A 25,876-nucleotide genomic window follows, 5' to 3' on the forward strand; every position below is an offset into this window, starting at 1 on the left:
GGGGCAATCGGCGGGTTAGCTTCCTCGGTACGTGGAGAACGCGAAGGGGCTGAGCAGGAGCGGCACGTGGTAGTGCTCGCCGGCGTCGGACACCGTGAAGCTCAAGTCCACCTCCGGAAAAAAGGTGTCCACGCCTTGTGCCTTGTAATACGGGCCGGTCGCGAAGTTGAGGCGGTAACTGCCGCCGTCGACCCTTTCAGGGCCCAGATCCTTGATCCGGCCGTCCGCATCGGTGGTGCCGCTCGCCACGTGCTTCCAGTTGTCGCCGTCGCGCACGGAGAGAACGACGGCGACGCCGGCCGCCGGGCGTCCGGAGCCGGTGTCCAGGATGTGGGTGGTTATCTGGGAAACGCTCATTTGTTGGACACTCCTTCATTGCTCGCCCTGGTTTCGCTGATGACGCCGGCAAGGCGCAGCAGTGCGATTTCGCGCAACTGGCCCGCCACGATGACGTCTTCTTCTTCCGCGGTGTGGCTCAGGCGCTCTTGGAGGGAGGCCAGGATTTCCTTGGCTGTCCGGCCCGCGGCGCGGATGAGGAACACGCGGTCGAACTTGGCCTCGTACTCGCGGTTGCCTTCGGCCAAAGCGGTGACGACGCCGTTATCGCCGGGGTCGACGCCGGCCTGTTCGGAGCGGGACATCGCGGCTTCGGTGGTCTGGGCCTTGGGCCGTTCGCCGATCCGAGGGTGATGGGCCATCGCGGCCGCCACTTCGTCCGAGGTGAAGGGCTCGGCGGTTTCCCGGGCGAAGCCTAGCAAGGAGTCCAAGCCGCTGAAGGGGCGCGCATCTGCGATGTGCTCCACCCAACGCTGGATGTCGAGGCATGGGCGGAGGACGTCGATGGCGTCCGCACGGTCCACGCTGTTGAATACTTCAAGCTGCATGCTTGTTCATTCCTCGTGCGAGTGCTGGCATCCATGGTGTTGGCTATGCGGAACTCCGGCGATTCCTGCCGGATGGACCTGCGCGCCTCCGCACCTCAGGCCTTCCACATCATGGAACTGTTATTTCAGCATACGTAATAGTGAATCCAATGACTGCCGTGGTGTCAAGAGAATACCGCACCCCGGTCCTCCCGGCCCGCCCTGCGACGCTCGCTCACCTTTGGCGGCGTTTACCGAAACGCTCGCTCACCTTTGCCGTCTGATACCGAGACGCTCGCTCACCTTTGCCGTCTGATACCGAGACGCTCGCTCACCTTTGCCGTCTGGTGGACAATGTCAGCAACGAGGCAAAGGAGTTCCGCCATGCCAGAGGTCCTGACCTCCCGGTATCTCTTCGGACCGGGTCCCAGTAATTGCTATCCGGAAGTGACCGCCGCGTTGGCATATCCGGTGATCGGGCACCTGGATCCGGTGTTCATAGAGCGACTGGACCGGACATGCGCCGGGCTCCGGACGGTGTGGGGGACCCGGAATGCCCGCACCCTGCCGTTGAGTGCTACTGGTTCTGGCGGCATGGAGGCTGCCTTCGTTAATACAGTGTCCGACGGCGACGTGGCGGTAATTGCCGTCAACGGGCTTTTCGGGGAGCGCATGTGCGAGGTCGCCCGGCGCTGCGGCGCCACGGTGGTCCGCGTCGATCATGAATGGGGCCAGCCCGTGGACGCGGAGCGGGTCCTCGCCGCGCACCCGCATCCCAAGGTGATTGCCGCCGTCCATGCCGAAACCTCCACAGGTGTCCTGTCCGACGTCGCGCCCCTGGGTGAAGGCAAAGGTGACGCCCTGCTGATCGTGGATGCCGTGACCTCCATCGGCGGGCTGGAACTCCGGGCTGACGACTGGGGGATCGACGTCGGCTACGCCTGCACGCAGAAGTGCCTGGGAGTGCCCCCTGGCTTGTCCCCCTTCACGGTGTCCGAGCGCGCGTTCGAGCGGCGCATCAAGGAGCCGCGTTCGTGGTACCTCGATATCGGCCTTCTGGGTGGGTATGTTGGCGCGGCGAGCGGCAGCCGGACGTATCACCATACGGCGCCCGTGACCATGATCGCCGGGCTCGAGGCCGGACTGGACCGCATCCTGGCCGAGGGGCTCGCGGCTGTTCAAGCGCGGCACCATGCAGCCGGGGCCGAGTTGCGGGATGGCCTTGAAGCGATAGGGCTTGAGCTGTTTGCCGCGGAGGGCTCGCGATTGCCGAGCCTCACCACGGTCAAAGTGCCCGACGGCGTGGACTCGGCTGCCGTCCGTGCTTACCTTCTGGAGAACTTCAGTATGGAAATCGGCTCCGGGGCGGGTGCGTTTACGTCGACCGTCTGGCGGATCGGCATGATGGGTCCGAATGCCAACAGGGCATCGGTGAAGCTCGTCCTTGGTGCGCTCGAAGAAGCGATCGCCAAAGCCTGACGCCCGTTCACATATGACCGCCAAATCCCGAGCGGGCGTCGCGCCGGACGGCCTTGTTTGTGAGCGAGCGTCGGCGGGGAGGCTGGAGGCTAGTGGCCGTTGGATTGGGCCTTGGTCGCGAGCATCTTGTCGAGGGGCTTGGCGTATCGTTCCTGGACGATTTTCAGGTGCAGCCAGCACTCCACGCTTGCCACCGAGTCCATCGCGCGTACCTTGTCCAGGACCTCGTACATTTCGTCGAGGGAGCTGACGCCCACGGTGGCTACGAGATCGTGCCTACCGAGGCAACTGGCGATGAACTCCACGCCGGGCGTCGCCGAGAAGAAGTCGATTGCTTCCTCGGTTCCGGCTGCTGTCGAGATTCCGAAGCCAAAGGCCATGGACCGCGAAGAACCGGAGCGGCTCCGGATGGGGCCGATCTGCATGACGCGGGCTTCCAGCAGGCGAAGGACCCTGATCCTGGCAGCGCTGGCCGAAAGCCCGATCCGCTCGCCGAGGGCCTCGAAACCAAGGCGACCGTCCACCTGCAGCTCGCTCATGAGGAGCAGGTCCGCCTGATCAAGTTCGAGGCGGGGGTCCGGTGGTTCTTTGCCGAGGAAGAGGCTGCGGACCACCTCTTTGTACATGAGCACATCGACGGCCGCCACGCCCTCGCAAAGGCGGATGGCCTCGACGTCTTCGTAGAGCCTTTCCACCGTGGGCAGGCGGAGTTCGGCGATGATGCCGTACCTGCCCGTCGTGAGGGAGGCGAACACGGCGCCGTCCAGTTGGCCCAGCTTCTCCAAGGCGGCGCGTGCGGAACCGTTCAGCTGGATGGAGATGTGCGCGACGGCGGTCAGTCCCAGGAGGCGCGGATGGACTGCCGCGACAATCCGCAGTTCCCCGGAGGACGTGAGCTCATTGACCTTGGCTGTCACGGCGGAGCGCGTCACGCCCAGTTGCTTCGATAGCTCGCTGAACGAGGCGCGGCCATCGGCCTGCAGCAGGCGGATCAGCCTGTCGTCCAGATCATGCATGGTCTTCACAATAACCGCCTTGTCTTGGGGGTCGCGGCAGTGGGTGCTTGGCGAAGGTGCCGCGCCCCGGCGAGCCGAGCGCCGCCGTCGTAATCAATACTTTCACGAGTCGAGCGATAGGCAAGTGATTTGGATCAAGAAGTCGTGATGAACGTACAAAAACTGTGTCACATCAGTATTAAACAACTGATTCGCTTGATTTGCGCCGTTTTTTCGCTAGCATCGTGATCAACGCCACATCGGCGCACTCCGACCCGCGTTTCCACGCGACCCCAACAGTCATTGGAGATCTGCACATGCTCAAGTTCACGAAGCCCGCCCTGGCGGCCGCTGCGTTGGCCCTGCTGTTGAGCGGCTGCTCCGCCGCAGCTTCGCCCAGTTCCACGGGGCAAGCATCGGCTACCGCGCCGAAGGGACTCACCACGAGCGGCAAGCTCACCCTCTGTATCGACCCCGAATACGCGCCGCTGGAGTACTACGCCAACGGTTCCAGCGGTGACATTGCAGGGTTCGACGCCGATGCCGCCCGGGCGCTCGCCAAACACTGGGGAGTCGATGCCAAGTTCGAAGTGACCACATTCGACGGCCTCATGCCGGGGCTCCAAACCCGCCGCTGCGATGCCATCTTCGGTGGTCTTTATATGAGCAAGGCCCGCCTGGACGTCGCCGACGCTTCAGCCGTGATGAACGCCGGTCCCGCGATCCTCGCCGCCCCGATCAGTGCCGGGAATTACAAGACGTCTCTGGACCTGTGCGGCCACTCCGTCGCAGCGCAGAGTGCCTCAGCCAACGCCGCGCGCATCACTGCACTCAAAGATGAGTGCAAGAAAGCCGGCAAGGACGAGCCCAAGCTCACCGAATACCCCAAGACCGCTGAAACGGTGCTTGCAGTCCTCAACGGCAAGTCCGAGGCCCTGATCGAGACCAATGTGGCGGCCGCCTACATGGCCAGCCAGAACGAAGGCAAGCTCACTGTGGCCCCGGGAGTCTTCCCGGCCGACACCACATTCGGCGTGTTCACCCGCAAGAACGATCCGCTGTCTCCCGCCATCGCGCAAGCGCTGAAGGAACTCCACCAGGACGGCACCCTGGCCAAGATCGCCAAGGATAACAAGCTCGATTCCACGATCGTCGACGTCCCCTAGCCATCCCCCCGCGGAGGCCGCAACTGCGCTGCGGCCTCCGCCACCTATCGCGAAAGGAGTTGGTGATGGAATTCGACGTCAACATCTTCGTCCAACAACTCGTGAATCCGAGCTACGTGTCCGGGGCTTTCCTGTCGGTCGCCGTCGCGGTGCTTTCACTCATCCTGGCCACGGCCATCGGCTTTGCCGTTGCCCTGGGACGCACCTCCCGTAGCCGGATCGCCCAGGGCGTCGCCGGAATCTACACCTGGTTCTTCCGGGCCATCCCGGCGCTGCTGGTGCTGCTCATCATCTGGAACGCGTTGCCGCAGCTCTTCCCGGTCCTTCGCCAGGACTGGTTCTCCCCGTTCATCGCCGCGTTCATCGGCTTGGGCATCGTGGAAGCGGCCTTCATGGCGGAAATCATCCGTTCGGCGTTGCTCAGTATCGACGAGGGCCAGGCTCTTGCCGGCCGGGCGCTTGGAATGTCGCCGGTCAAGGTCATGCTCAAGGTTGTCCTGCCGCAGGCCATCCGTACGGCGCTGCCTCCCACCGGCAATGAGTTCATCGGCCTCGTGAAGTTCTCCTCGCTGGCCTCCGTGATTTCCCTGCAGGAGCTGCTGACCACGGCCCAGGTGGGCGTGAACATTACGTTCCGCTATGCCGAGTATTACGCGGCGGCAATCGTCTACTACCTCATCATTGTCAGCCTTCTGACGCTTCTCCAAAGCTATGTGGAAAAGAAGTTCGTCTGGACGTCACGGTCCAAAACCAAGAAGCCATCCATCCTGGAACCAGTCGGCCAAGGAGTGCAGTCATGACCCACAGCGGCCCGGAACTCATGCCGGAAACCTGGTCCACCAACGATCCCGTGCTCAGCGTGCGGAATCTCCACAAGAGCTACCAGGACCAGCACGTCCTGCGCGGGGTCGAATTCGATATCCGTCAGGGACAAGTGAAGGCAGTGCTGGGTCCCTCCGGTTCCGGCAAGTCCACGATGTTGCGCCTGATGGCGCTCCTCGAGCCAGCCGACGACGGCGAGATCCGGCTCCGCGGGAGGCGCATCGGTGTCCGTGAGAAGGCAAGCGGAGCCGTGGCGCTCCCCGAACGCGAACTCGCCAAGGAGCGCCGCAATATTGGCATGGTCTTCCAGAAGTTCAACCTGTTCCCGCACCTGACGGCGTGCCGCAACGTGATGCTCGGGCTGACTTCCGTGAAGGGCATCCATCATAAGCAAGCCGAAGAACAGGCCATGGCCATGCTCCAGCGCGTGGGTCTTTCGCACCGTGCCGGGCATTTCCCCTCGGAGCTCTCCGGCGGCCAGCAGCAACGCGTGGCCATCGCCCGCGCCTTGGTGATGAACCCCGACGTCCTACTCTTCGACGAACCGACCTCCGCCCTCGACCCCGAGTTGGTGGGCGAAGTCCTGGACGTCATGGAGAGCCTGGCCAACGACGGCATGACGATGATCGTGGTCACCCACGAGGTCCGTTTCGCCCGCCGGGTGGCTGATGAAGTGACCCTGTTCGACAGCGGTGTGATCGTGGAACAAGCCACTCCGGACGAGTTCTTCGACAACCCCCAGCACCAGCGCACCAGGAAGTTCTTGAGCCATGTCCACTGAGCTCCGCCCCGTCGCCGTCTACACGGACATGGAAGACCTCGACTACTCCGCCGGCGTCGCCCTGCTCGAGGACAACGGTTACGACGTCCGGTACCTCGGCACCCAGGATCCCGCGGTCATCGCGGAGCAGGCGAAAGACGCGGAGGCATTGCTGGTGGGCTACGCCTCCGTGACTGCCGAGGTCATGGACGCCATCCCGGGCTTGAAGATCATCGCCCTGGTCTCCATGGGCTTCGACAACGTTGACCTGGATGCCGCCAAGGAGCGCGGCATTTGGGTCAGCAACCTTCCCGGCGTGGCCACCGAGGAAGTCGCTTCGCACGCGCTGGCTCTTGCCCTCGCCGTCACGCGCGAGATCCCGTTCTTCCAGCGACGCGTGGCCGCGGGGGACTGGAACGGCCGCCCGGACAGCAGGGTGTTCCGGCTCAGCCAGGAGCGGCTTGGCTTGATCGGACTCGGTCGGATCGGCGGCCGTCTCGGGGAGCTTGCCTCCGGTGTCTTCGGCGGGGTGGTCGGCTACGATCCCTACCTCCCGGACACCCCGGCTACCAGGGAGATGCTGGCGAAGGCAGGCATCCGCCGGACTGGCCTGGAAGAAGTCCTGGCGGAATCCGCCGTCGTGTCCTTGCACATGCCGCTCACGGAGGAAACACGGCACATCATCAACGCCGAAAGCCTCGCCGTGATGCGGCCGGGCAGCTACCTGGTGAACGTCAGCCGCGGGCAGCTGATCGACGACGAAGCCCTGCGTGCCGCCGTCGACTCCGGCCACATCCGCGGAGCGGCGCTGGACGTGCTCGACGTCGAACCGGCACCTGCCGACCACCCGCTCATGGGCCACCCGCGGATCCTCGTGACGCCCCACGTCGGCTTCCTCTCGGACTACACGCTGGCCGAATACGTCAGGATCCAGGCGCAGAACGTCATTTCCCAGGCCCGCACCGGAGCCCCGGACACCCCGTTGTTCGAGCTGGCGCCCGCCCGCTGAGTTCCGGCCCTACCGCAAACTTCAACACGCAAAGGTCATTCCCATGTCATTCCTGGCATCCCATGAAACTTCCCCCATAGCCCCCCCGGCAACGTTGTTCTTCGGCGGCCGCGTCCGGACCGTCGACTCTCTGAACTCCGTCGCGGAGGCGATGCTGGTCATCGGCAACCGTGTTGCCGCCGTCGGGACGCCACAGGAGTGCCGCGAGGCGGCGCTTAAGCTCACGACGGCGGTGCCCGACGTCGTCGACCTACGGGGCCGCACGCTGGTGCCCGGCTTCATCGACCCGCACGCGCATCCCTTGATGTACGGACAGCTGCTGTCCTGGGTGGATTGCGGTCCGGAAGCGGCACCGGACATCCCCACCATGCTTGAACTGCTGGCGAAGGCGGCGGCCGACAACCCGGGGGACACTCCGATCCGGGGCTATGGCTACGAGCACCGCAACCTTGCCGAACAGCGCCACCCCACACGGCAGGAGTTCGACAAAGTCTCCACCACGCGGGAGGTGTACGTCATGAACGCGAGCGGACACGGCGGAGTGGTGAACTCCTACGTGCTCGCGAAGGCGGGAGTGGACCGCGAGACTCCCAATCCGCCGGGCGGTACGTTCTTCCGGGACGCCGACGGCGAGCTAACCGGTGAGCTCTCCGACGCCGCCTGCGACATCCTCACGGGAGATGAAGGCGTCAAACTCGGGCACCACGGACCGAACTTCCACCTAGGGGACAGCAAAGAACACCACCGCGCCCAGCTGCTGCACGCCCAGCGCGAGTTCCTCAGCCACGGCGTGACCACCATCGGCGACGCGCAGGTGACCAAGCGCGAATTTGGCGCCTACCTGGACCTCGTGGAACGGGGCGAGCTCGTGACGCGCATCAACGCCTACTTCCTGTCGAGCCTCCTGGACGAGGTCCTGGAACTGGGTCTCGTGGACAAATTCGGAGATTCCCTCCTTTCCTTCGCCGGGATCAAGCTCTATGCGGATGGGACTCTGGGCGGCTGGACGGCGTACTTCCCGGAGGGCTACCGCGACGATCCCTGCCGCACCGGCTCGCTCTACCATGAGCCGTCCGAGTACCGTGCCCTCGTCGCCAAGGCGCACAACGCCGGGCTGCAGACGGCGACCCACGCCCAATCGCCCACTGCCATCCAGCTGGTGCTCGACGCCGTCAGCGAGGCTCTTTCTGTTTCGCCACGGGCGGATCACCGGCACAGGATCGAGCACTGCGGACTGCCAACGCTGGAGCAGATCGAGCAAATGGCCGAGCTGGGGATCATGCCCGTCAACCAGCCGCAGCACTACTACAACTGGGGTCCAGGCGTCACGGATGCCATCGGCTCCCCGGGCGAGCGCTTCAACCCCCTCGGCGAATTCGTGGCCGCGGCCGTGCCGGTGACGATGAGCTCGGATGCTCCCGTTGCCGATCCCCGTCCGCTGGAAGCCATCCAGACATCTGTGACCCGCAAGACCCGCTCCGGCGTCCAACTGGGTTCGGATGATCTCAAGATCGACGTCGTCGAGGCCCTCCGCGCCCACACCATCAACGGGGCACGGGCCATGGGGCGTGAGAAGGATCTTGGTTCCCTGGAGCCGGAGAAGCTGGCCGACTTCGTGCTCCTCGCCGCGGACCCTCTGGAGGCACCGGAAGGCGATATCAGCGGTATCGAGGTTCTCGAGACCTGGGTCAACGGCGTGCGGGTGTACGCGGGCTGACGAGGCCTGCGCCAGTTCGCCGGAAAGCTGCCGGTTCGCCGGAGCCTTCCGGCGATCCCGCAGCCTTCCGGCGTGTCGGGACGGTTTGCTTAGACCCGGCGAATGGCCTCCGCCAGGCGTTTGACGCCCTCCGTGAGCTGCTCCTTCGGGGCGTAGGAGAAGGCGATGCGGAGCTGGTTGCTGCCGCCGCCGTCGGCGTAGAAGGCACTGCCGGGCACGAAAACGACTCCTGCCTCGATGGCCGCCGCGAGAACGTGCTCGGTGTCGATCCCTTTGGGTAGCGTGACCCAGGTGAAGAAGCCACCTGTGGGCGTGGTCCACCGGGTACCTTCGGGCATATAGGCAGCCAATGCGTCCAGGGTTGCCTTGCAGCGCGAGGCGTAGACGGCACTGTACGCGGCAATCTGGTCCCGCCAGTCGAAGCTGCTGATGTACTGCTCCACCACCAGTTGGCTCAAGACCGAGGGGCAGATGGTGGTGGCCTCGGAGGCGATCTGGAGGCGCCCGCGCACCTCCTGAGGCGCAACGACCCAACCGACGCGAAGGCCGGGGGCGAAGATCTTGGAGAACGAGCCAAGGTAGAACACGTTGTCCGGGTCGAGTGAGTGCATGGCCGGCTTGAGCGTGCCATCGAAGCTCAGCAGGCCGTAAGGGTTGTCCTCGACGATTAGTACGCCTTCCGCGCGGCAAATGTCCACCACACGCTGCCGCCGCTCAAGGGAAAGGCTGATGCCGCAGGGATTGTTGAAGTTGGGGATCGTGTAGAAGAACTTGATGGTCTTGCCCGCGGCTTTGAGCCCGGAAATGACGTCCTGGAGGCGGTCGGGATCCACGCCGTCGTTGTCCATCGCCACGTGGGCTACTTCGGCCTGGAAGCCTTCGAACACGCCGAGCGCGCCCACGTACGTGGGTCCTTCCGCGATCACCACGTCTCCCGGATCGCAGAAAAGCTTGGTCACGAGTTCCAGCGCCATCTGCGAGCCGGCCGTGATCTGCACGTTTTCCGGCGACGTCTTGATGCCCTCGAGCTCCATGACCTGGCAGATCAGGGCCTGCAGTTCCTCTGTTCCCGCACCCGAGCCGTACTGGAGGGCTTCCAGCCCCCGGCGAGCGACGACGTCAGACGCCATGGCGGCGATGCGCTCCATCGGCAGGACGGGCAGGTAGGGGTTGCCGCCGGCGAGGGAGATCATGCCCGGCTGCATGGAAACATCGAAGACGGCGCGGACGGGGGAGGGCTGGAAGCCGGCCGCACGCTTGGCCATCCGGTCGATATGGGACAGCTCTGTTGTGGTGGTCATGGTGGTCCTTCGTTTGATCGTTTGTTGGCGGGGCGCTTCGATGCGCCCGGCTCGTGTCCTAGTGTGCGTCCGCGAGTTTGGAGCGCTTTTTGTGGATGAATTCGTCGGCGTCGATCCCGAATTCCCGGGCGGCAAAGCGGTGCAGGGTCTCGATCATCTCCGCAGGTGAGAAGCTGTGGACCCCGTTCAAGGATTGGATAGCGAGTCCATCGATCGTGGCCAGAAGCAAGGTAGCCACTTCGTCAATATCGAGGGCCGGTTGGAGCAGCCTCTCGTCCACTGCCTCCTCGAGCGCCCGGACGAACAGGCCCCGCCATGAAGTCCAGACCGCTGCGACGCTTTCCCTGATCTCGGAGTTCTTGTGGGCAGCGGCGTAGATCTGCAGCCAGAAGCCCCACGCTTCCTCGAACGGGGTGTCGCTCTGGATGGAGAAGGTCAGCAGGTCATGCAGGCGTTCCACGGCGTTGCTGCCGTGATTGTAGATGCGCCGCCATTCGGCTAGGGATTCGTCGATCCGGTACTCCACTGCGGCGCCGATGAGCCGCTCCCGATGCCGGAAATAGTGCTGGATCATGCCGATGCTGAAACCTGAGGCTTCGGACAGTTCGGCGAAGGAGCAACCCTCCACGCCCTCGCGGGAGATTACCTGCGAGGCATGGTGCAGGATGCTCTGCCGGCGTTCTGCCATCGCTTCCGCTGTGACGCTTCGTGTGCGGCGGCCCGGGTTTGTCTCGCTCATGCCGTTGCTCCTTCGTTTGTCTGGTCGCGCTGGTCCAGGTGGGGGCGCCTTGTGGGTCCCGTAGTCATCTCTCCACGATGTTGCCATGGTCCCTTGACACGCGTTGTTACTCATCTCACAATAAGTTGGACATATTGTTATTTCAACCCGAATCGAACCGGAGATCCACAAATGATGCGAAAAGGCATGAAAAGCCCGCTCGTGGCAGCGGCAGCCATCAGTTTCCTCGCGTTGACGACAGCTTGCTCCAACACTGAAGGTGTGGCCGCCACTGCATCCGGCAACCCATCGGCCAGCGGTCAGAGCAGCCAAAGCGGCCAGGAACTCGCTCAGGCCGTGCAAGCCGATTTCAAGGTTCAGGCGCTCCTTCCGGCCGCCATCAAGAGCAAGGGCTCGTTGACCCTCGTCACTGACCCCACCTACGCCCCGATCGACTTCACCGATGACCAGGGCAAGATCGTTGGACTTGAACCGGACATGGCTTTGGCTGTCGCGAAGAAGATGGGCGTCACCATCAACATCGAGAAAGCCGACTTCAACGGCATCCTGGCCGGGATCGAAGCCCGGCGCTACGACGCCTCCTGGGCAGCTTTCTCCATCACGGACGAGCGCAAGGACAAGGTCAACATGGTCAGTTACATGCGCGGAGGAACGTCCGTCATGGTCAAAAAGGGCAATCCGCTGGGCATCAAGTCCGAGCTCGATCTCTGCGGCAAGACCGTTGCCGCCCAGACCGGGACAACTCAGGCCCTCAGCGTGCTCCCGTCCTTTGACAAGAAGTGTTCCGACGCCGGCAAGGACAAGCCTGCTTCCCTTCTGCTGCCCCAGCAAGACAACGTCAACCAAGCCGTGGCATCGGGCCGCGCCCAGGCACTCGTGGCGGACAACGCGCTGACCGGGTACTACGCACAGCTCCAGCCGGACGCGTTCACCTCCGTGGACTCCATCCTCGTGGAACCGTCCCTGTCCGGCGTGGTGAGCCCGAAGGACGACGGCGGCCTGTCCAAGGCATTCCAGGCGGCGGTCCAGTCGCTCATGGACGACGGCACCTACGCCAAGATCATGGAAGCCTGGAACCTCAAGTCCGGCGTCATCACCAAGTCCGAGGTCAACCCGACGGTGGGGTCATGACCGTGTCCGAGCTGCCAATGACCGCCGAGGCACGGCATGACTTCGCGGATTTGGCGTCGCGGCCCGTGCTCAAGCGCAAACGGCCCGGGCAACTGATCGCCATGGTGGTGGTGGGGCTCTTCGCGCTGATGGGCGCCTACGTCATCGCCACCAACCCCGGCTTCGGCTGGCCCACCGTGGCGAAGTACCTGTTCGATGTCCGCATCCTCAACGGCCTCCTGACCACGATCGAACTCACGGCCATTGCCATGGTCCTGGGACTCGTGATCGGCCTGGTGATCGCGGTCATGAGGATGTCTGACAACGCGCTCCTACGCGGCGTGGCCGGCGCCTACATCTGGTTCTTCCGGGGCACGCCGCTCATGGTGCAGATGCTTTTCTGGGGTTTCGCCGCGGTGCTGTTTCCGACCATCGGCATCGGGATCCCGGGCGGTCCCATGTTGGTGGAATGGAACACCAACGACGTCCTGCCGCTGTTCGTGGCCGGCATCCTGGGCCTGGGCTTGAACGAAGGCGCCTACATGGCTGAAATCGTGCGTGCCGGCCTGATGGGTGTTCCCGCTGGACAGTCCGAGGCCTCCCACGCCATGGGATTCAGCCGGATGGAAACCCTGCGCCACGTGGTCATCCCGCAGGCCATGAAGATCATCCTTCCGCCGGTCGGCAACGAAACCATCTCGATGCTCAAGACCACCTCGCTGGTGATCGTGATCGGCGTCGGGGACTTGCTGTACAACGCCCAACAGATCTACGCGCGCAACCTCCAGCAGATCCCCCTGCTGATCGTGGCGAGCCTCTGGTACATCCTGCTCACCACCATCCTCTCGCTCGTCCAGGCCCGCATTGAGAAGCGGTACTCCCGCGGCAACACCATCCAGGCACGAAAGGCGTAGCGGCAATGTCTGAAGTCCAGTTTCTCAACGTGCACAAGGATTTCTCCGGCATGGAGGTCCTCAAAGGCATCAACTTCACGGTCGAATCCGGACAAGTGGCGTGCTTGATCGGCCCCTCCGGATCGGGTAAGTCCACGCTGCTCCGCTGCGTCAACCACCTCGAAACCACCAGCTCCGGAACCATCCTGGTGGGTGGCCGCATGATCGCCTATGAGGTCCACGGCGACAGGCTCATCGAGGCACACCAGAAGGACATCAACAAGCGCCGCTCCAGGATGGGCATGGTGTTCCAGTCCTTCAACCTCTTCGGCCACATGACAGCCCTCGAAAACGTCATGATGGGCCCGGTCAAACTCCTCAAAGTTCCCAAGGCCCAAGCCGAGGCCGAAGCCCGCGAGCTCCTGGCCAAGGTGGGCCTCGCCGACCGCACGGGCCACTATCCGGCCCAACTCTCCGGGGGCCAGCAGCAGCGCGTCGCCATTGCCCGGGCGTTGTCCATGAAGCCCGACCTCATGCTCTTCGACGAGCCAACCTCCGCACTCGATCCCGAACTCGTAGGCGAAGTCCTTGACGTCATGAAAGCCCTGGCGCGCGACGGCATGACCATGATCGTCGTGACCCACGAGATGGGCTTTGCCCGCGAAGTGGCGGACGTTGTGGCGTTCATGGACGGCGGCGTCATTGTCGAAGCTGGCGATCCCACCGAAATCATCTCCCGCCCCCAGCACGAGCGAACAAAGGCGTTCCTCTCCAAAGTTCTCTAGGCCACGATTTAAGGACTCAACCTTGACCAGTTCCATCCCCACCAACAACGTCGGCCTCGCCGTCATGACCACGCTGCGGAACTACGGGATCGACGCGATCTTCGGGATCCCCGGTACCCACAACCTCGAGTTCTACCGGCACCTTGAGCCGCTCGGCATTCGCCCAGTCACCACCCGTCACGAACAAGGAGCCGGGTACGGTTCCGACGGTTGGAGCCAGCTCAAGGGGCTTCCCGGCGTCGTGATCACCACCTCCGGACCCGGGCTGCTCAACGCGATGTCCGCCGCGGCCACCGCCTATTGCGAGTCCCGGCCCATGATCATCCTGTCCCCGGGCGCGCCGCGCGGCAGCGAGTTTTCGGACATCGGGCTGCTGCACGAAACCAAGGACCCCACCGGCGCGGTCCGGGCTCTGATCGGTCGCAGCACCCGGGTAGCCAGTGGCAGCGAGGCCGTGGAGCTGATTCACGAGGCCTTCGCCTTCTTTGCGCATGGACGGCCGCGTCCGGTCCACCTCGAGATCCCGCTGGACGTGCTTGAGGGCGCGTCCGACGTCGACCCTTCCGCTCTGGAGGCCCGCCCCTTGGGTGCGCCGAAAGCAGCAGCCGACGACGCCGTCGCCACCGCCGCCGACATCCTCCGCCGCGCTTCCAACCCGGTGATCCTGGCCGGGGGCGGATCGCTCGGAACCGGCGGCGCGCTGCTCGAACTTGCAGAGCTCTTGCAAGCCCCCGTGGTGACCACCATCAATGGCAAGGGCGCTATCCCGGAAGCCCATGCGTTATCGCTTGGTTCGGAAATCCGGCTCGCAGCGGCCCAGGACCTGTGCAACGCTTCGGACGCGCTGCTGGTGATCGGCTCCAAGGTGGGCGAATCGGAGCTGTGGGGCGGCAAGATCGTGCCGCAGGGGAGTTGCATCCGCATTGACATCGATCCGTCCCAACTTCAGTGCAACCTCGCGCCGGATGTTGAGCTCCTGGGCAACACGTCCGCCGTGGTGCCCCAACTGCTCGCGGCGGTCGCGGGACACTTTCCTGTTGTGGTGGCGGAACTGGCTCCGCTGCGTGCCGAACTGCAGGCGGAAGCCCGCTCCATTGCGCCCGTGCTGGCCCAAATCAACGAGATCCTTGCAGCCGCGCTGCCGGCCGACACCGTTATTGCGGGCGATTCCTCGCAGATCACCTATTTCGGAACCACGTCCTTCTTCCCGATGCAGAAGCCGCATCAGCTCTTGTACACGCCCGCGTACGCCACGTTGGGTTATGGACTGCCGGCCGCGATTGGCGCGAAGGTGGCCGACCCCGATCGTCCGGTGGTGGGGCTGATCGGCGACGGCGCGCTCATGTTTGCTGTCCAGGAATTCATTACTGCCGTGGAACAGGGCGTGGACCTGCCCATTATCTGCATCAATAACGGGGGCTACGGCGAAATCCGGCAGAACATGGAAGACCGCGACCTGGCCCCCGTCGGCGTGAACTTGACGCAGCCGGACTGGGTGCGGCTGGCCGAGGGCTTCGGTCTGACGGCGTTCAACGTGGAATCCCTCGACGAGCTCGCCGGGGTTGTGACCAAGGCGCTCGCCGTCAAGGGTCCGAGCCTCATCCACGTGAGCATCGAGTAGCCGCACCCGACGCCCCGCCCTCCCCGCGGACGCTCGCTCACTTATGACGCCTTTTACGCGGACGCTCGCTCACTTTCTTTAAGCAAGTGAGCGAGGGTCCGGCGGAAAGCCCCTATACGTGAGCGAGGGTCACTGGGGCGAGCGCGGGGCGGCGGAACAGTTTTTGGATCTGCGTGACTTTAGGAAGGAGCACGATGAGCGGGACGGTCAAGAACGCCGAGTTGAAGGCCACGGCATGGGAGTGGGTGGAGAAGCAGAAAGAGCAGCTTTCCGCCTGGCACACGAATATTTGGGAGCTGGCCGAGCCGGCATGGCGGGAGTACGAGTCCTGCGCCTGGTACGTGAAGACGTTGCGCGAACATGGCTTCACCGTGGAGGAAGGCAGCGGGGGCATGCCCACCGCGTTCGCCGCCGAATGGACAAGTCCCGCCGGTCCCGGCGCGCGGATCCTGGGCTATGCCGAATACGATGCCATCCCCGGCAATTGCCAGGCAGCGTCCACTAAGCGGGAGCCCCGAACCGGCATGTCGCGCTTTGCCCCGGGCCATACGGATCCGCACTCGGCTCTGGGTATCTCGACGCTCGCGGGGTTCCTCGCTGCAAAAGACACGATGCAGCGGCACAACATCCCGGGCACCTTGGTCTACACGGGCGAGCCGGCCGAGAAGGTCCAGGGATCCAAGGTGGTCCATGGCCTGCGCGGCTATTACGACAACCTGGATGCCATCATCTCGTACCACCCGTTCTATATGATGCCGCTGTGTAACACCGTCCGTTGGGACACCCACTGCGGGTCCTACTACAGCAAGATCTACACCTTCACGTGCGACAGTCCGGAGGGCTGGAACAACACCTACGGCGACAGTCCCATCCCGTCGTCGCACTCCGCAGCCCGGGCTCCTGGAGCGGACGCCGCACTGTTCACGATGTTCTCGCTGACCAAAACCACTCAGGATTCGATGCTTCCGCAGGCAGGCGGTTGGTCGCTGTCGGAGGCGATCCTCACCGCTGGGCAGGCGACGGCGGACAACCAACCTGCGGGGTTGGCCCAGATCCAGTATTCCTGGCGCTGCCCGAGCCTCGCCGAGGCCGACTCCGTGCTGGCGGTGCTTGATCGCAACGCGGAACTCGCCGCGGCTGCGTCGCATTGCAGCGTTAGTTCCCGCTGGGTGGCTCGCAACCGGCCGGGCATCGCCAACCATACGGTTGCCCAAGTGGCGTGGGAGAACATCGCGGCCGTGGGCGCGCCGGTTTTGGATGAGCGGGCCCGTGAGATCGGACGCGAAATCCAGGCCTCGTGTGGAGTGGAAACCATGGAAAATCCGTTTCATCCGGCAACGGCCGAGCTCATCACCCCGCAGGACGCCGAAGCAGAGCTGCGCCGCCACATCCCGGCAACCCAGCAGAACTGGACCAGCGACGACTATGTGGAAATGACCTGGTACGCGCCCACTATCCGCTTCTACACGGCGCGACCCACGTTGGCGCCGGATGAGAAGGGCACTGCATACCCGGGCTGGGCTATGACCGCAATGGGTGGCATCCCGGAGACGATCGACCCGACCATCACGGCGACAAGCAAGATGATTGCCGGCATGGTGCTCGATCTGCTGACTTCTCCGGAGGTGCTGGCGGAGGCAAAAGCAGAGTTCGACGCCGAGAAGCGCCGCCGCGGTGCCGTGGCACCGCTGCTTCCTGCCGATTTCAGCGCGCCGACGGATTTCCGTTGGCCCGAATACATCGGGGAAGGCAAAGCGCGCGCGTGGTGGATCCCCGTCTCCGAAGAGTCATGGAACACTGCCGGCGGCAACTAACCCGGATGCTCGCTCACATATGACGGCCAAATCCCAAACGCTCGCTCACTTCTGGCCCGAAAAGAGGGAATCCTCCAGCAGATCATCTGCTGGAGGACTCCGCTATTTGCCCTTGTTTGTGAGCGGGCGTTACGCCGGTCGGCCTTGTTTGTGAGCGGGCGTTACGCCGGTCGGCCTTGTTTGTGAGCGGGCGTCACAGACCGAGCTCGGCCCTCAGCGCCGCTACGTGGCCCTGGGCCTTGACCTGGTACTGGGTCAGCTTGACCTTGCCTTCGCCGTCGAGCACAACGGTGGAGCGAACCAAGCCGTCTACCACTTCGCCGTTCACGAGCTTCTCGCCCCAGGCGCCGTAGGCGAGGGCCACGGCGTGGTCTTCGTCGGAGAGGAGCGGGAAGGTCAGCGAGAAGTCGCCGGCGAAGCGTGCGATCTTTTCCGGGGCGTCGGGGGAGATGCCCAGGACTTCGTAGCCCGAGGACTGCAGGCTCGAGAGGCTGTCGCGGAAGTCGCAGGCCTCGGCGGTGCAGCCAGGGGTGGCGGCTTCTGGGTAGAAGTACACGATGACGTTGCGTCCGCGGTAATCGGACAGGGACACCTTCTGGCCTTCGGAGTTAAGCAGCGCGAAATCGGGGGCCTGGGTTCCGGCGAGGAGTTTTTGGGTCATGTTGCGATCCTTGACTTGTCGGGCAACCGCCGTGGCCGGCGATCAATCTATAGGTGTAACGGGCTGCCTAGATGCAGTATTCCGCTGGTCCGCGGACTGTGGAGCCTGGTCCGGGCACGAACTGGTAGCCGCCTCCACGCACTGTGGCGATGACATGGCGGGCTAAGCCCAGCTTGCGCCGGACGCGTCCAACATACACGTCGATCGACCGAAATGCCGCGCCGGGACAGTCAAGTGACTCCAGAAAACGTTGCAATTCTTCACGTGGGATGGGGCGGGACAGGTTTTCCACGAGGTAGCGGAGGAGGCTGTGTTCCATCGCCGTGAAGCTGACGGGGACACCATCGAGGAGGACGGTGTTCGCGGCGAGGTCCACTGCCACGGTGCTGCGTCGGCCGGCCAGGGAGACCGGCGGGTTGGCAGCGCCGTCGGACGCTTCCGAACCGGAAGAAGATGCCTCGGACGTTGCAGCTCCGGCGGCGGGCCACAGGAGGACTTCCGCCCCCGGAGCAAGTTTGCGGGCCCGGGCCAGGACCGCTTCCGCGGCCCGGGCCCAAACCTCGGGATCGATCTCGTGGCCTTCGCCGGGCTGTACCCACACGGCGAGTCCGCGCGGTTGCATCCCGGGCCGAACCAACCCGGGCCGAAGCGCGGAAGGCCGGGCGGCGGGCTGGTGCCGCGAGGCGTTGAGCCGTGCGGGCAGTTGCCCGTACGGGGCATGGACGTTGACGGCCATGGCTGCGGCCTTACACGCCGCCGCGGCGAATCAGCTTGCCGCTGGGCGTCCGGCCGTCGATCTCGCTCCCGCGCAGGTACGTTTTGCGTACGACGCCGGAGAGCGCCTTGCCGTCGTATGGCGTGATCGGGTTCTTGTGCTTGAGCTTCTTGACATCGACGACGAACGCGTCGTCCGGCGCGAAGATGGAGAAATCGGCGTCGTAGCCGAGAGCGAGCTGACCCTTGTTGTGCAGGCGGGCCAAGGCTGCGGGCTTCTCGGACATCCAGGAAACCACTTGCTCCAGGGAGATACCCCGGTGCCGCGCCTCGGTCCAGATCAGCGATAGCCCCAGCTGCAACGACGAGACGCCGCCCCAGGCCACGGCGAAGTCGCCGTTTTCCAGGTCTTTGAGGTCAAGGGTCGAGGGGGAGTGGTCCGAGACGATGCAGTCGATGGTGCCGTCCTGCAGGCCCTGCCAGAGCAGTTCGCGGTTGGAGGCTTCGCGGATGGGCGGGCAGCACTTGTACGCGGTAGCGCCGTCGGGGATTTCCTCGGCCACGAGCGTCAGGTAGTGCGGGCAGGTCTCCACGGTGAGGTGGACGCCGTCGCGCTTTGCCGAAGCGATCATGGGCAGCGCGTCCGACGACGAGAGGTGCAGGATGTGGGCACGGGCGCCGGTCCAGCGGGCGCGTTCGATCACCTCGGCGATGGCTTTGTTCTCGGCGCCACGCGGGCGGGAGGCAAGGAAAGTGGAGTAGTGGGCGCCGCCGGGGTGGGGCGCGTGGTCGATCGCGTGGGAGTCCTCAGCGTGGACGATCATGAGGGAGTCGAAGGACTTGAGCTCGGCCATGTCCTCTTCCATCTCGTCCGCGTCCAGATGCGGGAACTCGTCGACGCCGGAGTGGAGGAGGAAACACTTGAAGCCGAAGACGCCTTCGTCGTGCAGCGGGCGGAGGTCCTTCTTGTTGCCCGGGATGGCGCCGCCCCAGAATCCGACGTCCACGAACGCCTGGTCCTCGGCGACTTCGCGCTTGAGCTTGAGGCCTTCCACGTTGGTGGTGGGCGGGATGGAGTTCAGCGGCATGTCGATGATGGTGGTGACGCCGCCGGCTGCTGCTGCGCGGGTGGCGGAGGCGAAGCCTTCCCATTCGGTGCGGCCGGGCTCATTGACGTGCACGTGGGTGTCCACGAGGCCAGGAATGAGGGTTTCGTCGTCGCCGAGCTCGATGATTTCGGCGCCGCTGAGGCCGTTCCCCAGGGGTTCAATCGCGACGATCACGCCGTTGCGGACGCCGACTTCGCGGGCGGTGATGCCGGCGGTGGTGAGGATGCGCTGGCCGCGGATGACCAGGTCAAACGGGCCGTGTGCTGTGGTGGTTTCTTCAGACATGGAGTTGCTCCTTGGTCTCGGTTCGCGCTGCGTCATGGGTGGGTGCCGCTTTTTCAGAGAGGCGCACGCCGATGTGCTTACCCAATTCTTCAAGCAGCGGCCCTGCTTCAGCTATACATTTCTCTACATTGGCTTCGAGCTCGGTCAATGCGTGGACCGACTCGAAACCGGACTCCGAAATTTGTTTCGGGCTCAGCGTACTGCGGCCGCACACGGCAATCACAGGGATCCCGGAACGTGCTGCCGCCCGCGCCACGCCCATAGGCGTTTTGCCGAGCAGGCTTTGTTCGTCGAGGCTGCCTTCGCCGGTGATCACCAGGTCCGCGCCCGCCAGCCGCTGCTCGAGTTCAGTGAATTCGAGGACGACGTCGATGCCCGGCCTGCGTGCCGCGCCCAGGGCCGCGATGGCAATGTAGCCGACGCCCCCTGCCGCACCTGCGCCCGGAGCCTGTGCGGCGTCCTGGGCTTCACGGCCGATCTCGCTGGCGAGCACCTGGACGAAGTGGGCCAACGCGGCGTCGAGCGTGGCGACGTCGTCCGGCGTCGCGCCCTTCTGCGGTCCAAAGATCGCGGCGGCGCCGGTGCGGCCCAAAAGGGGATTGTCGACGTCGGACGCCAGGACGAACTCGGTGACCTCCAAACGGACGTCGAGGTTCGAGAAGTCGATCCGGTCCAGGCGGGCCAGTGCTGCGCCGCCGCCGGGGAGTTCGTTGCCGTCGGCGTCGAGGAGGACCGCGCCGAGGCCTTGCAGGACGCCTGCGCCGCCGTCGGTGTTGGCACTGCCGCCGACGCCGAGGATGATGTGCCGGCAGCCGAGGTCCAGGGCCGCGCGGATGAGTTCGCCGGTGCCGAGGCTTGTGGAGTTCTTGGCCGTTTCGGTGTTCGGGGCGCTGCCGTCGCCGAAGCCTGGCAGCACCGCAAGTCCGGAGACCGCAGCCATTTCAATGACGGCTTCCTCGCCGCGGACGGCGAATTCGGCCTTGATCGGCTGGCCCGTTGGGCCGGTGACCGTGGTGCTGCGGCGGGTGAAGCCGGAGCCGACGGCGGCGTCGAGAGTCCCTTCGCCGCCGTCGGCCACTGGAATGAGCGTGGTTTCAAAGCCCTCGCCCGGGCGGCTGGCGGTAAAACCTGCCCTCAGTCCCGTGCTCAAGCGGCTGGCGACCTCGGGGGCTGACAGCGATCCCTTGAACTTGTCCGGGGCTATGACCACACGCATTCCGTACCTCCTTCAGTACTTACTAGTCCAGCAGGGCGATGATCGCAGTGGGTGCGTCTTCGCCGCGCTCGGCCAGTTCTTCGAACTCGTTCACGCCGTTGATTTCAACGCCCATGGAGATGTTGGTGACCTTCTCCAGGATCACTTCAACTACTACGGGAACCTTGAACTCGCCCATGAGTGCCTTGGCCTTGTCGAAGGCGGCCGGCAGGTCGGACGGGTTCTCCACGCGGATGGCCTTGCAGCCCAGGCCTTCGGCAACCTTGATGTGGTCCACGCCGTAGCCGTTTGTTTCCGGGGAGTTGATGTTCTCGAAGGCCAGCGACACGTTCTGCTCCATGTTGAAGCCACGCTGCGACTGGCGGATCAGGCCCAGGTACGAGTTGTTCACCACCACGTGGATGTACGGCAGGCTGAACTGTGCGCCCACGGCCAGCTCTTCGATCATGAACTGGAAGTCGTAGTCACCGGACAGTGCAACAACGGTCTCGTCCGGCTTGCCGCGGACAACGCCCAGAGCGGCAGGACATGTCCAGCCCAGGGGGCCGGCCTGGCCGGCGTTGATCCACTTGCGCGGGCCGAAGACGTGCAGCAGTTGCGCGCCGGCGATCTGCGAGAGGCCGATGGTGGACACATACGTGGTGTCCTTGCCGAAGGCCTTGTTCATCTCTTCGTACACGCGCTGCGGCTTGATCGGCACGTTTTCGAAGTGGGTCTTGCGCTGCAGGGAACCCTTGCGCGCGGTGCACTCGGCAACCCATGCGGAGTAGTCCGGCAGGGACTTGGCTGCCTGGCGCTCGCGGGCCAGCTCGATCAACCCGTCCAGCGCCGCACCGGCGTCGGACGCGATGCCGAAGTCCGGCGAGAACACGCGGCCGATCTGCGTGGGCTCGATGTCGATGTGCACGAACTTGCGGCCAGCCGTGTAGGTGTCCAGGCCGCCGGTGTGGCGGTTGGCCCAGCGGTTGCCGATGCCGATCACGAAATCCGAGGCCAGCATGGTCTCGTTGCCGTAGCGGTGCGAGGTCTGCAGGCCCACCATGCCGGCCATCAGCACGTGGTCGTCCGGGATGGTTCCCCAGCCCATCAGGGTGGGGATGACCGGAACGTTCAGCAGTTCGGCCAGCTCAACCAGCTGCGCGGAGGCGCCGGCGTTGATGATGCCGCCACCGGCAACGATCAGCGGGCGCTCGGCCGCGGTGAGCATGTCCAGTGCCTTTTCCAGCTGCTTGCGGCTGGCCTTCGGCTTTTCGACGGCGATGGGCTCGTAAGCGTCGATGTCGAACTCGATCTCGGCCATCTGCACGTCGAACGGCAGGTCCAGCAGCACCGGGCCGGGACGGCCGGAGCGCATCAGCTGGAATGCCTTCTGGAAGGCGCCGGGAACCTGGCCCGGTTCCATGATGGTCATGGCCATCTTGGTGACCGGCTTGGCGATGGACTCGATATCCACGGCCTGGAAGTCTTCCTTGTGCAGTTTGGCAACGGGTGCCTGGCCGGTGATGCAGAGCATGGGGATGGAATCTGCCCAGGCTGCGTACAGGCCGGTGATCATGTCCGTTCCTGCCGGGCCCGAGGTGCCGATGCAGATACCGATGTTTCCGTCCGCTGCACGGGAGTAGCCGTCAGCCATATGGCTGGCGCCTTCAACGTGCCGGGCCAGGGTGTGGCGGATACCGCCGTGTGCCCGCATGGCGGAATAGAAGGGGTTGATTGCCGCGCCTGGCAGGCCGAACGCCTCGATGGCGCCTTCCTTTGCCAAGATGGCGACGGCTGCGTCTACAGTGCGCATCTTCGTCATGGTGTGCTCCTTGAAAAGTCTGTTTTTGGGTGTAGTGGGGGAGCCGCCGTCGTGAAGCACGACGGCGGTTGCCCGGTTTTGCTTGTTTCCGGCCTGTCGCCGGGATGCTTTACTTGCGACCGGAGAGCTGGAGGACCTGCTTGAAGAGGCCGGAGTGGTCGAGTCCGCCGTTGCCCTGGTTGACAGTGGCGGCGACGAGCTGTGCGACGACGGCGCCGAGCGGGATTGCGACGTTGGCTTCGCGGGCTGCGGAGGTGACGATGCCGAGGTCCTTGTGGTGGAGGGCCAGGCGGAAGCCGGGGTCGAAGTTGCGGTCGAGCATCTTCTGGCCCTTCTGGTCGAGGACCTTGGAGCCGGCCAGGCCGCCGCCGAGGACCTTGAGGGCTGCGTCCGTGTCCACGCCGTAGGCCTCAAGGAAGGCGATAGCCTCGCCGAGGACCTCGATGTTGACGGCCACGATCAGCTGGTTGGCTGCCTTGACGGTCTGGCCGGAGCCGGAGGGGCCGACATGGACGATGGTCTTGCCGACGGCGTTGAGGACATCCTGTGCTGCTTCGAAGTCGGCTGCGTCGCCGCCAACCATGATGGACAGGACGGCGTCGACGGCGCCCTGTTCGCCGCCGGAGACCGGGGCGTCGAGGGGGCGGATGCCGGCTGCGACGGCGTCTGCCGAGAGGCGGGCGGCGACGTCCGGACGGATGCTGCTCGCGTCGATCCAGAGGGTGCCCTTCTTCGCGTTGGCGAAGACACCGTCCGGGCCGCTGACGACACCTTCGACGTCGGGGGAGTCCGGCACCATGGTGATGACGACGTCGGCGTCCTTGACGGCGTCGGCGATGCTCGTGGCGCCCTTGCCGCCTTCGGAGACGAGCTTGTCGATCTTGTCCTGGCTGCGGTTGAAACCGGTGACGGTGTGGCCGGCCTTGACCAAGTTGATGGCCATGGGGAGGCCCATGATTCCGAGTCCGATAACTGCAACGTTGCTCATGATTTTCCTTACTGAAGTCTTTGTTTTAGCCCAGGTGTGCTGGACCCAACTAGCTCGCAGTTGATGTCGTTTTGAGGGCTCTAAACGACATCAACTGCTACTCAGTTGGGCGGTTGGGGTTTGCTAGTGGGAGCTGGCGCGCTGGCGTATGGCCCAGCTGAAGGCCGTTTCCTGCGGTTCCTTGTACTCGAGGCCGATGTAGCCTTCGTAGCCGAGTTCGCGGCTGCGGGCGATCCATTCGCCGAGGGGAAGCTCGCCGGTTCCGGGAGCCCCGCGGCCGGGGTTGTCGGCGATCTGGATGTGGCCGAAGTCCTTGGCGTGGTTCTCGATGACGGCTGCGACGTCGTCCCCGTTGACTGCAAGGTGGTAGAAGTCGGCGAGGAGCTTGACGTTCGTGGCGCCGGATTCTTCCTTGACGCGGGCGATCACCTTGAGGGCATCAGCAGCTTTGAGGAGCGGGTACTTGGGGGCGCCGCTGACGGGTTCGAGGAGGACGGTGCCGCCGATGCGTGCGACGCCTTCTGCGGCGCTGGCCAGGTTTTCGGCGCCGATGGCGTCCTGCTTTTCGGCCGATTCGCCTTCCACGCGGTTGCCGTAGAGGGCGTTGAAGGCCTTGCAGCCGAGTCGCTCGCCGATACCTGCGACAACGTCGATGTTGTCCAGGAACTCGGAGGAGCGGGCGGGCCAGGAAACCAGGCCGCGGTCGCCGCCCGGCATGTTGCCGGCGTTGAAGTTCAGGCCGGTGAGCTGAACGCCAGCGTCCTTGATGGCGTTCTCGAACTCGGTTACCTGGGCGTCCGACGGGACGGAGGTTTCAAAGGGCCACCAGAATTCGACGGCGTCAAAGCCGGCAGCCTTCGCGGCCGCCGGGCGCTCGAGCAGGGGCAGCTCCGTCAGGAGGATGGAGCAGTTCACTGTGTACGTCATCGTAGGTGTCCTTCCGGGGAGGGCTTGGGATCTATCTTCCGCTTGGCTTGGTCTCTTGGGCTAGTTCGCGATGTTGAGTTTCCGCTTTGTGGAATTTAGATTCTGCTTTATGAAAAGTTTAGAGAAGGAGGGGGTGGGAGTCAAGGGGGGGTCTCCGCGGGGAGGGGGTTTGGGATACCAGGTGACGGACTTGGGTGGGCTGGGGTGGGCGACTGGGGTGCTGCGTCCACTCTCGCCTCGCTGTCCGATGGCGTCACCTCTCTACGTGCTCACCCTCGATTTACACGGAGATGCGCCACCGGCCACACGGAGATTGCCCGATTCCACACTGAGATTCCGGTCTCCCAGCACTGAATTTCGGCTTTTTTACACTGAGACGGCTTTTTCGCCCTTAGCCTTCCAGTATCAGTTTCGATTTCAAATCGGAACCACAGATCGATTGGGGGATTCATGGAATATCGCGGCTTGATCGCTCGGGAAGTCTTAGCGGCAACGCCCGCCCGTGCGACTGCGATCCCGGACCCGAGAAAGGTTCCGAGAATGATCTTTTCATCAGCTATCCGCAGCACGGCCACTGCGTGCGTGCTCGCCTTTGTCGCTTGCAGCGTCGTCTCTGGGCACCGGCGATGGGAAGGCTGTTCGTTCTCGCGCCGGGGCTTGCGGTGGTCACGTTCGTGGCGCGCCTGATCCGGGGCAGGGAACGGGCTCCCCCGTACGCGAAGTAAAGGACTCGCGAGCCGCGATCCCGGACTCGTTCCGTGCGATCGGCTCAGGGTGGAGAACATGTTCGATATTCATGTCTGACCAGAATAGCGGTCGGAATTCCAAGACCGGCCGGTAACTGAGAATGGGGAATCGAATGAAAATGGTTAGGAATGCAAGGAATGCAAGGAAGGCAGTGGCGGCAGGAGCATTGACGGCTCTTATGGCAATTGGGGCTGCGTCGGGAGCGCAGGCCACTAGCGCATCGGGCACGGCGTATTTCGATAACGGGCAGCCGATCACGGCAAATATGTGGATCCAGCCGGTTTCAAATGGCGGTTGTGGGAGTTTTTCCTCGTCGGCGGTGATGAATGTATCACCCAATTGGATCCGCAATAC

General features: G+C 64.3%; 23 protein-coding genes. 11 read left to right on the forward strand and 12 right to left on the reverse strand.

All coding sequences use genetic code 11. The features are described 5' to 3' along the window. Positions 1–15 precede the first annotated feature (15 nt). A complete protein-coding gene (gene uraH / locus ABD742_RS01070; RefSeq protein ID WP_234754367.1) occupies positions 16–357 on the reverse strand; it encodes a hydroxyisourate hydrolase in 342 nt (113 codons plus the stop codon). Further along, the gene (uraD, locus tag ABD742_RS01075; RefSeq protein WP_234754364.1) at positions 354–884 is read right to left on the reverse strand and encodes a 2-oxo-4-hydroxy-4-carboxy-5-ureidoimidazoline decarboxylase; all 531 of its coding nucleotides are present in this window, start codon (positions 882–884) and stop codon (positions 354–356) included. The genes uraH and uraD overlap by 4 nt, the downstream gene beginning before the upstream one ends. A gap of 363 nt (positions 885–1,247) precedes the next feature. Between uraD and ABD742_RS01080 the strand changes: the two genes are divergently transcribed. Continuing rightward, entirely contained in the window at positions 1,248–2,342 is a 1,095-nt protein-coding gene (locus ABD742_RS01080; RefSeq protein ID WP_234754362.1) for a pyridoxal-phosphate-dependent aminotransferase family protein, read from the forward strand. 89 nt (positions 2,343–2,431) lie between these two features. Here ABD742_RS01080 and ABD742_RS01085 read toward each other — a convergent pair whose 3' ends face one another. Then, on the reverse strand, positions 2,432–3,358 hold the full coding sequence (locus tag ABD742_RS01085) for an Lrp/AsnC family transcriptional regulator (protein WP_234754399.1): 927 nt from the start codon (positions 3,356–3,358) through the stop codon (positions 2,432–2,434). A 224-nt stretch (positions 3,359–3,582) separates the two neighbouring features. Between ABD742_RS01085 and ABD742_RS01090 the strand changes: the two genes are divergently transcribed. From ABD742_RS01090 to ABD742_RS01110, 5 genes are all read left to right on the forward strand, one after another. Continuing rightward, a complete protein-coding gene (locus ABD742_RS01090) occupies positions 3,583–4,503 on the forward strand; it encodes a transporter substrate-binding domain-containing protein (RefSeq protein ID WP_234754360.1) in 921 nt (306 codons plus the stop codon). A 65-nt stretch (positions 4,504–4,568) separates the two neighbouring features. Next, positions 4,569–5,303, forward strand: coding sequence for an amino acid ABC transporter permease (locus ABD742_RS01095; RefSeq protein WP_234754358.1), 735 nt, complete (start codon positions 4,569–4,571; stop codon positions 5,301–5,303). Beyond that, positions 5,300–6,106 (forward strand): amino acid ABC transporter ATP-binding protein, encoded by an 807-nt coding sequence (locus ABD742_RS01100; RefSeq protein ID WP_308193901.1) that lies wholly within the window; start codon positions 5,300–5,302, stop codon positions 6,104–6,106. The genes ABD742_RS01095 and ABD742_RS01100 overlap by 4 nt, the downstream gene beginning before the upstream one ends. Next, complete coding sequence (locus tag ABD742_RS01105) at positions 6,096–7,094, forward strand: C-terminal binding protein (RefSeq protein WP_234754356.1); 999 nt, start codon at positions 6,096–6,098, stop codon at positions 7,092–7,094. Before ABD742_RS01100 ends, ABD742_RS01105 begins: the two co-directional genes overlap by 11 nt. 43 nt (positions 7,095–7,137) lie before the next feature. Next, entirely contained in the window at positions 7,138–8,811 is a 1,674-nt protein-coding gene (locus tag ABD742_RS01110; RefSeq protein WP_234754349.1) for an amidohydrolase, read from the forward strand. Positions 8,812–8,900: 89 nt separating this feature from the next. On the opposite strand, the gene ABD742_RS01115 is transcribed toward ABD742_RS01110, so the two are convergent. Both ABD742_RS01115 and ABD742_RS01120 read right to left on the reverse strand, forming a co-directional pair. Then, positions 8,901–10,112, reverse strand: a complete 1,212-nt coding sequence (locus tag ABD742_RS01115; RefSeq protein ID WP_234754347.1) for an aminotransferase-like domain-containing protein — start codon at positions 10,110–10,112, stop codon at positions 8,901–8,903. A 58-nt stretch (positions 10,113–10,170) separates the two neighbouring features. Then, a complete protein-coding gene (locus ABD742_RS01120) occupies positions 10,171–10,851 on the reverse strand; it encodes a TetR/AcrR family transcriptional regulator (protein WP_234754345.1) in 681 nt (226 codons plus the stop codon). Positions 10,852–11,037: 186 nt separating this feature from the next. On the opposite strand from ABD742_RS01120, the gene ABD742_RS01125 reads away from it, so the two are divergent. The 5 genes from ABD742_RS01125 (at position 11,038) to ABD742_RS01145 (ending at position 17,074) form a co-directional block, all read left to right on the forward strand. Continuing rightward, positions 11,038–11,982, forward strand: a complete 945-nt coding sequence (locus ABD742_RS01125) for an ABC transporter substrate-binding protein (RefSeq protein ID WP_234754342.1) — start codon at positions 11,038–11,040, stop codon at positions 11,980–11,982. A gap of 2 nt (positions 11,983–11,984) precedes the next feature. Then, positions 11,985–12,875 carry an amino acid ABC transporter permease gene (locus tag ABD742_RS01130; RefSeq protein ID WP_344786944.1) on the forward strand — a complete coding sequence of 297 codons (891 nt, stop codon included), beginning with the start codon at positions 11,985–11,987 and terminating at the stop codon, positions 12,873–12,875. A 5-nt stretch (positions 12,876–12,880) separates the two neighbouring features. Beyond that, positions 12,881–13,639, forward strand: a complete 759-nt coding sequence (locus tag ABD742_RS01135; protein WP_234754339.1) for an amino acid ABC transporter ATP-binding protein — start codon at positions 12,881–12,883, stop codon at positions 13,637–13,639. A 22-nt stretch (positions 13,640–13,661) separates the two neighbouring features. Beyond that, complete coding sequence (locus tag ABD742_RS01140; protein WP_234754337.1) at positions 13,662–15,260, forward strand: thiamine pyrophosphate-binding protein; 1,599 nt, start codon at positions 13,662–13,664, stop codon at positions 15,258–15,260. Between the two features lie 194 nt (positions 15,261–15,454). Then, the gene (locus ABD742_RS01145) at positions 15,455–17,074 is read left to right on the forward strand and encodes a zinc-binding metallopeptidase family protein (protein ID WP_234754335.1); all 1,620 of its coding nucleotides are present in this window, start codon (positions 15,455–15,457) and stop codon (positions 17,072–17,074) included. Positions 17,075–17,267: 193 nt separating this feature from the next. On the opposite strand, the gene bcp is transcribed toward ABD742_RS01145, so the two are convergent. From bcp to ABD742_RS01180, 7 genes are all read right to left on the reverse strand, one after another. Then, positions 17,268–17,735 carry a thioredoxin-dependent thiol peroxidase gene (bcp, locus tag ABD742_RS01150; protein ID WP_234754332.1) on the reverse strand — a complete coding sequence of 156 codons (468 nt, stop codon included), beginning with the start codon at positions 17,733–17,735 and terminating at the stop codon, positions 17,268–17,270. A gap of 67 nt (positions 17,736–17,802) precedes the next feature. After that, the gene (locus ABD742_RS01155) at positions 17,803–18,471 is read right to left on the reverse strand and encodes a winged helix-turn-helix domain-containing protein (RefSeq protein ID WP_372460987.1); all 669 of its coding nucleotides are present in this window, start codon (positions 18,469–18,471) and stop codon (positions 17,803–17,805) included. Positions 18,472–18,481: 10 nt separating this feature from the next. After that, complete coding sequence (gene allB / locus ABD742_RS01160) at positions 18,482–19,843, reverse strand: allantoinase AllB (RefSeq protein WP_234754330.1); 1,362 nt, start codon at positions 19,841–19,843, stop codon at positions 18,482–18,484. Next, the gene (locus ABD742_RS01165; protein WP_234754328.1) at positions 19,836–21,059 is read right to left on the reverse strand and encodes a glycerate kinase; all 1,224 of its coding nucleotides are present in this window, start codon (positions 21,057–21,059) and stop codon (positions 19,836–19,838) included. The genes allB and ABD742_RS01165 overlap by 8 nt, the downstream gene beginning before the upstream one ends. Positions 21,060–21,081: 22 nt before the next feature. After that, on the reverse strand, positions 21,082–22,860 hold the full coding sequence (gene gcl, locus ABD742_RS01170) for a glyoxylate carboligase (protein WP_234754326.1): 1,779 nt from the start codon (positions 22,858–22,860) through the stop codon (positions 21,082–21,084). 109 nt (positions 22,861–22,969) lie between these two features. Continuing rightward, positions 22,970–23,908, reverse strand: coding sequence for a 2-hydroxy-3-oxopropionate reductase (locus ABD742_RS01175; RefSeq protein WP_268819641.1), 939 nt, complete (start codon positions 23,906–23,908; stop codon positions 22,970–22,972). 63 nt (positions 23,909–23,971) lie between these two features. Next, a complete protein-coding gene (locus ABD742_RS01180; RefSeq protein WP_234754324.1) occupies positions 23,972–24,775 on the reverse strand; it encodes a hydroxypyruvate isomerase family protein in 804 nt (267 codons plus the stop codon). Between the last annotated feature and the right edge of the window lie 1,101 nt (positions 24,776–25,876).

Origin of the sequence: Arthrobacter ramosus (assembly GCF_039535095.1) — a bacterium.
In the GTDB taxonomy this organism is placed as follows: domain Bacteria; phylum Actinomycetota; class Actinomycetes; order Actinomycetales; family Micrococcaceae; genus Arthrobacter; species Arthrobacter ramosus.

Bases quoted from the DNA above. Each gene is read 5' to 3' on its own strand.
- uraD (WP_234754364.1), bottom strand. From the start codon at position 884: ATGCAGCTTGAAGTATTCAACAGCGTGGACCGTGCGGACGCCATCGAC.
- ABD742_RS01110 (WP_234754349.1), top strand. From the start codon at position 7,138: ATGTCATTCCTGGCATCCCATGAAACTTCCCCCATAGCCCCCCCGGCA.
- gcl (WP_234754326.1), bottom strand. From the start codon at position 22,860: ATGACGAAGATGCGCACTGTAGACGCAGCCGTCGCCATCTTGGCAAAG.
- ABD742_RS01105 (WP_234754356.1), top strand. From the start codon at position 6,096: ATGTCCACTGAGCTCCGCCCCGTCGCCGTCTACACGGACATGGAAGAC.
- ABD742_RS01155 (WP_372460987.1), bottom strand. From the start codon at position 18,471: ATGGCCGTCAACGTCCATGCCCCGTACGGGCAACTGCCCGCACGGCTC.
- ABD742_RS01095 (WP_234754358.1), top strand. From the start codon at position 4,569: ATGGAATTCGACGTCAACATCTTCGTCCAACAACTCGTGAATCCGAGC.
- ABD742_RS01120 (WP_234754345.1), bottom strand. From the start codon at position 10,851: ATGAGCGAGACAAACCCGGGCCGCCGCACACGAAGCGTCACAGCGGAA.
- ABD742_RS01135 (WP_234754339.1), top strand. From the start codon at position 12,881: ATGTCTGAAGTCCAGTTTCTCAACGTGCACAAGGATTTCTCCGGCATG.
- ABD742_RS01145 (WP_234754335.1), top strand. From the start codon at position 15,455: ATGAGCGGGACGGTCAAGAACGCCGAGTTGAAGGCCACGGCATGGGAG.
- bcp (WP_234754332.1), bottom strand. From the start codon at position 17,735: ATGACCCAAAAACTCCTCGCCGGAACCCAGGCCCCCGATTTCGCGCTG.
- ABD742_RS01165 (WP_234754328.1), bottom strand. From the start codon at position 21,059: ATGCGTGTGGTCATAGCCCCGGACAAGTTCAAGGGATCGCTGTCAGCC.
- uraH (WP_234754367.1), bottom strand. From the start codon at position 357: ATGAGCGTTTCCCAGATAACCACCCACATCCTGGACACCGGCTCCGGA.
- ABD742_RS01125 (WP_234754342.1), top strand. From the start codon at position 11,038: ATGAAAAGCCCGCTCGTGGCAGCGGCAGCCATCAGTTTCCTCGCGTTG.
- ABD742_RS01180 (WP_234754324.1), bottom strand. From the start codon at position 24,775: ATGACGTACACAGTGAACTGCTCCATCCTCCTGACGGAGCTGCCCCTG.
- ABD742_RS01080 (WP_234754362.1), top strand. From the start codon at position 1,248: ATGCCAGAGGTCCTGACCTCCCGGTATCTCTTCGGACCGGGTCCCAGT.
- allB (WP_234754330.1), bottom strand. From the start codon at position 19,843: ATGTCTGAAGAAACCACCACAGCACACGGCCCGTTTGACCTGGTCATC.
- ABD742_RS01085 (WP_234754399.1), bottom strand. From the start codon at position 3,358: ATGCATGATCTGGACGACAGGCTGATCCGCCTGCTGCAGGCCGATGGC.
- ABD742_RS01100 (WP_308193901.1), top strand. From the start codon at position 5,300: ATGACCCACAGCGGCCCGGAACTCATGCCGGAAACCTGGTCCACCAAC.
- ABD742_RS01115 (WP_234754347.1), bottom strand. From the start codon at position 10,112: ATGACCACCACAACAGAGCTGTCCCATATCGACCGGATGGCCAAGCGT.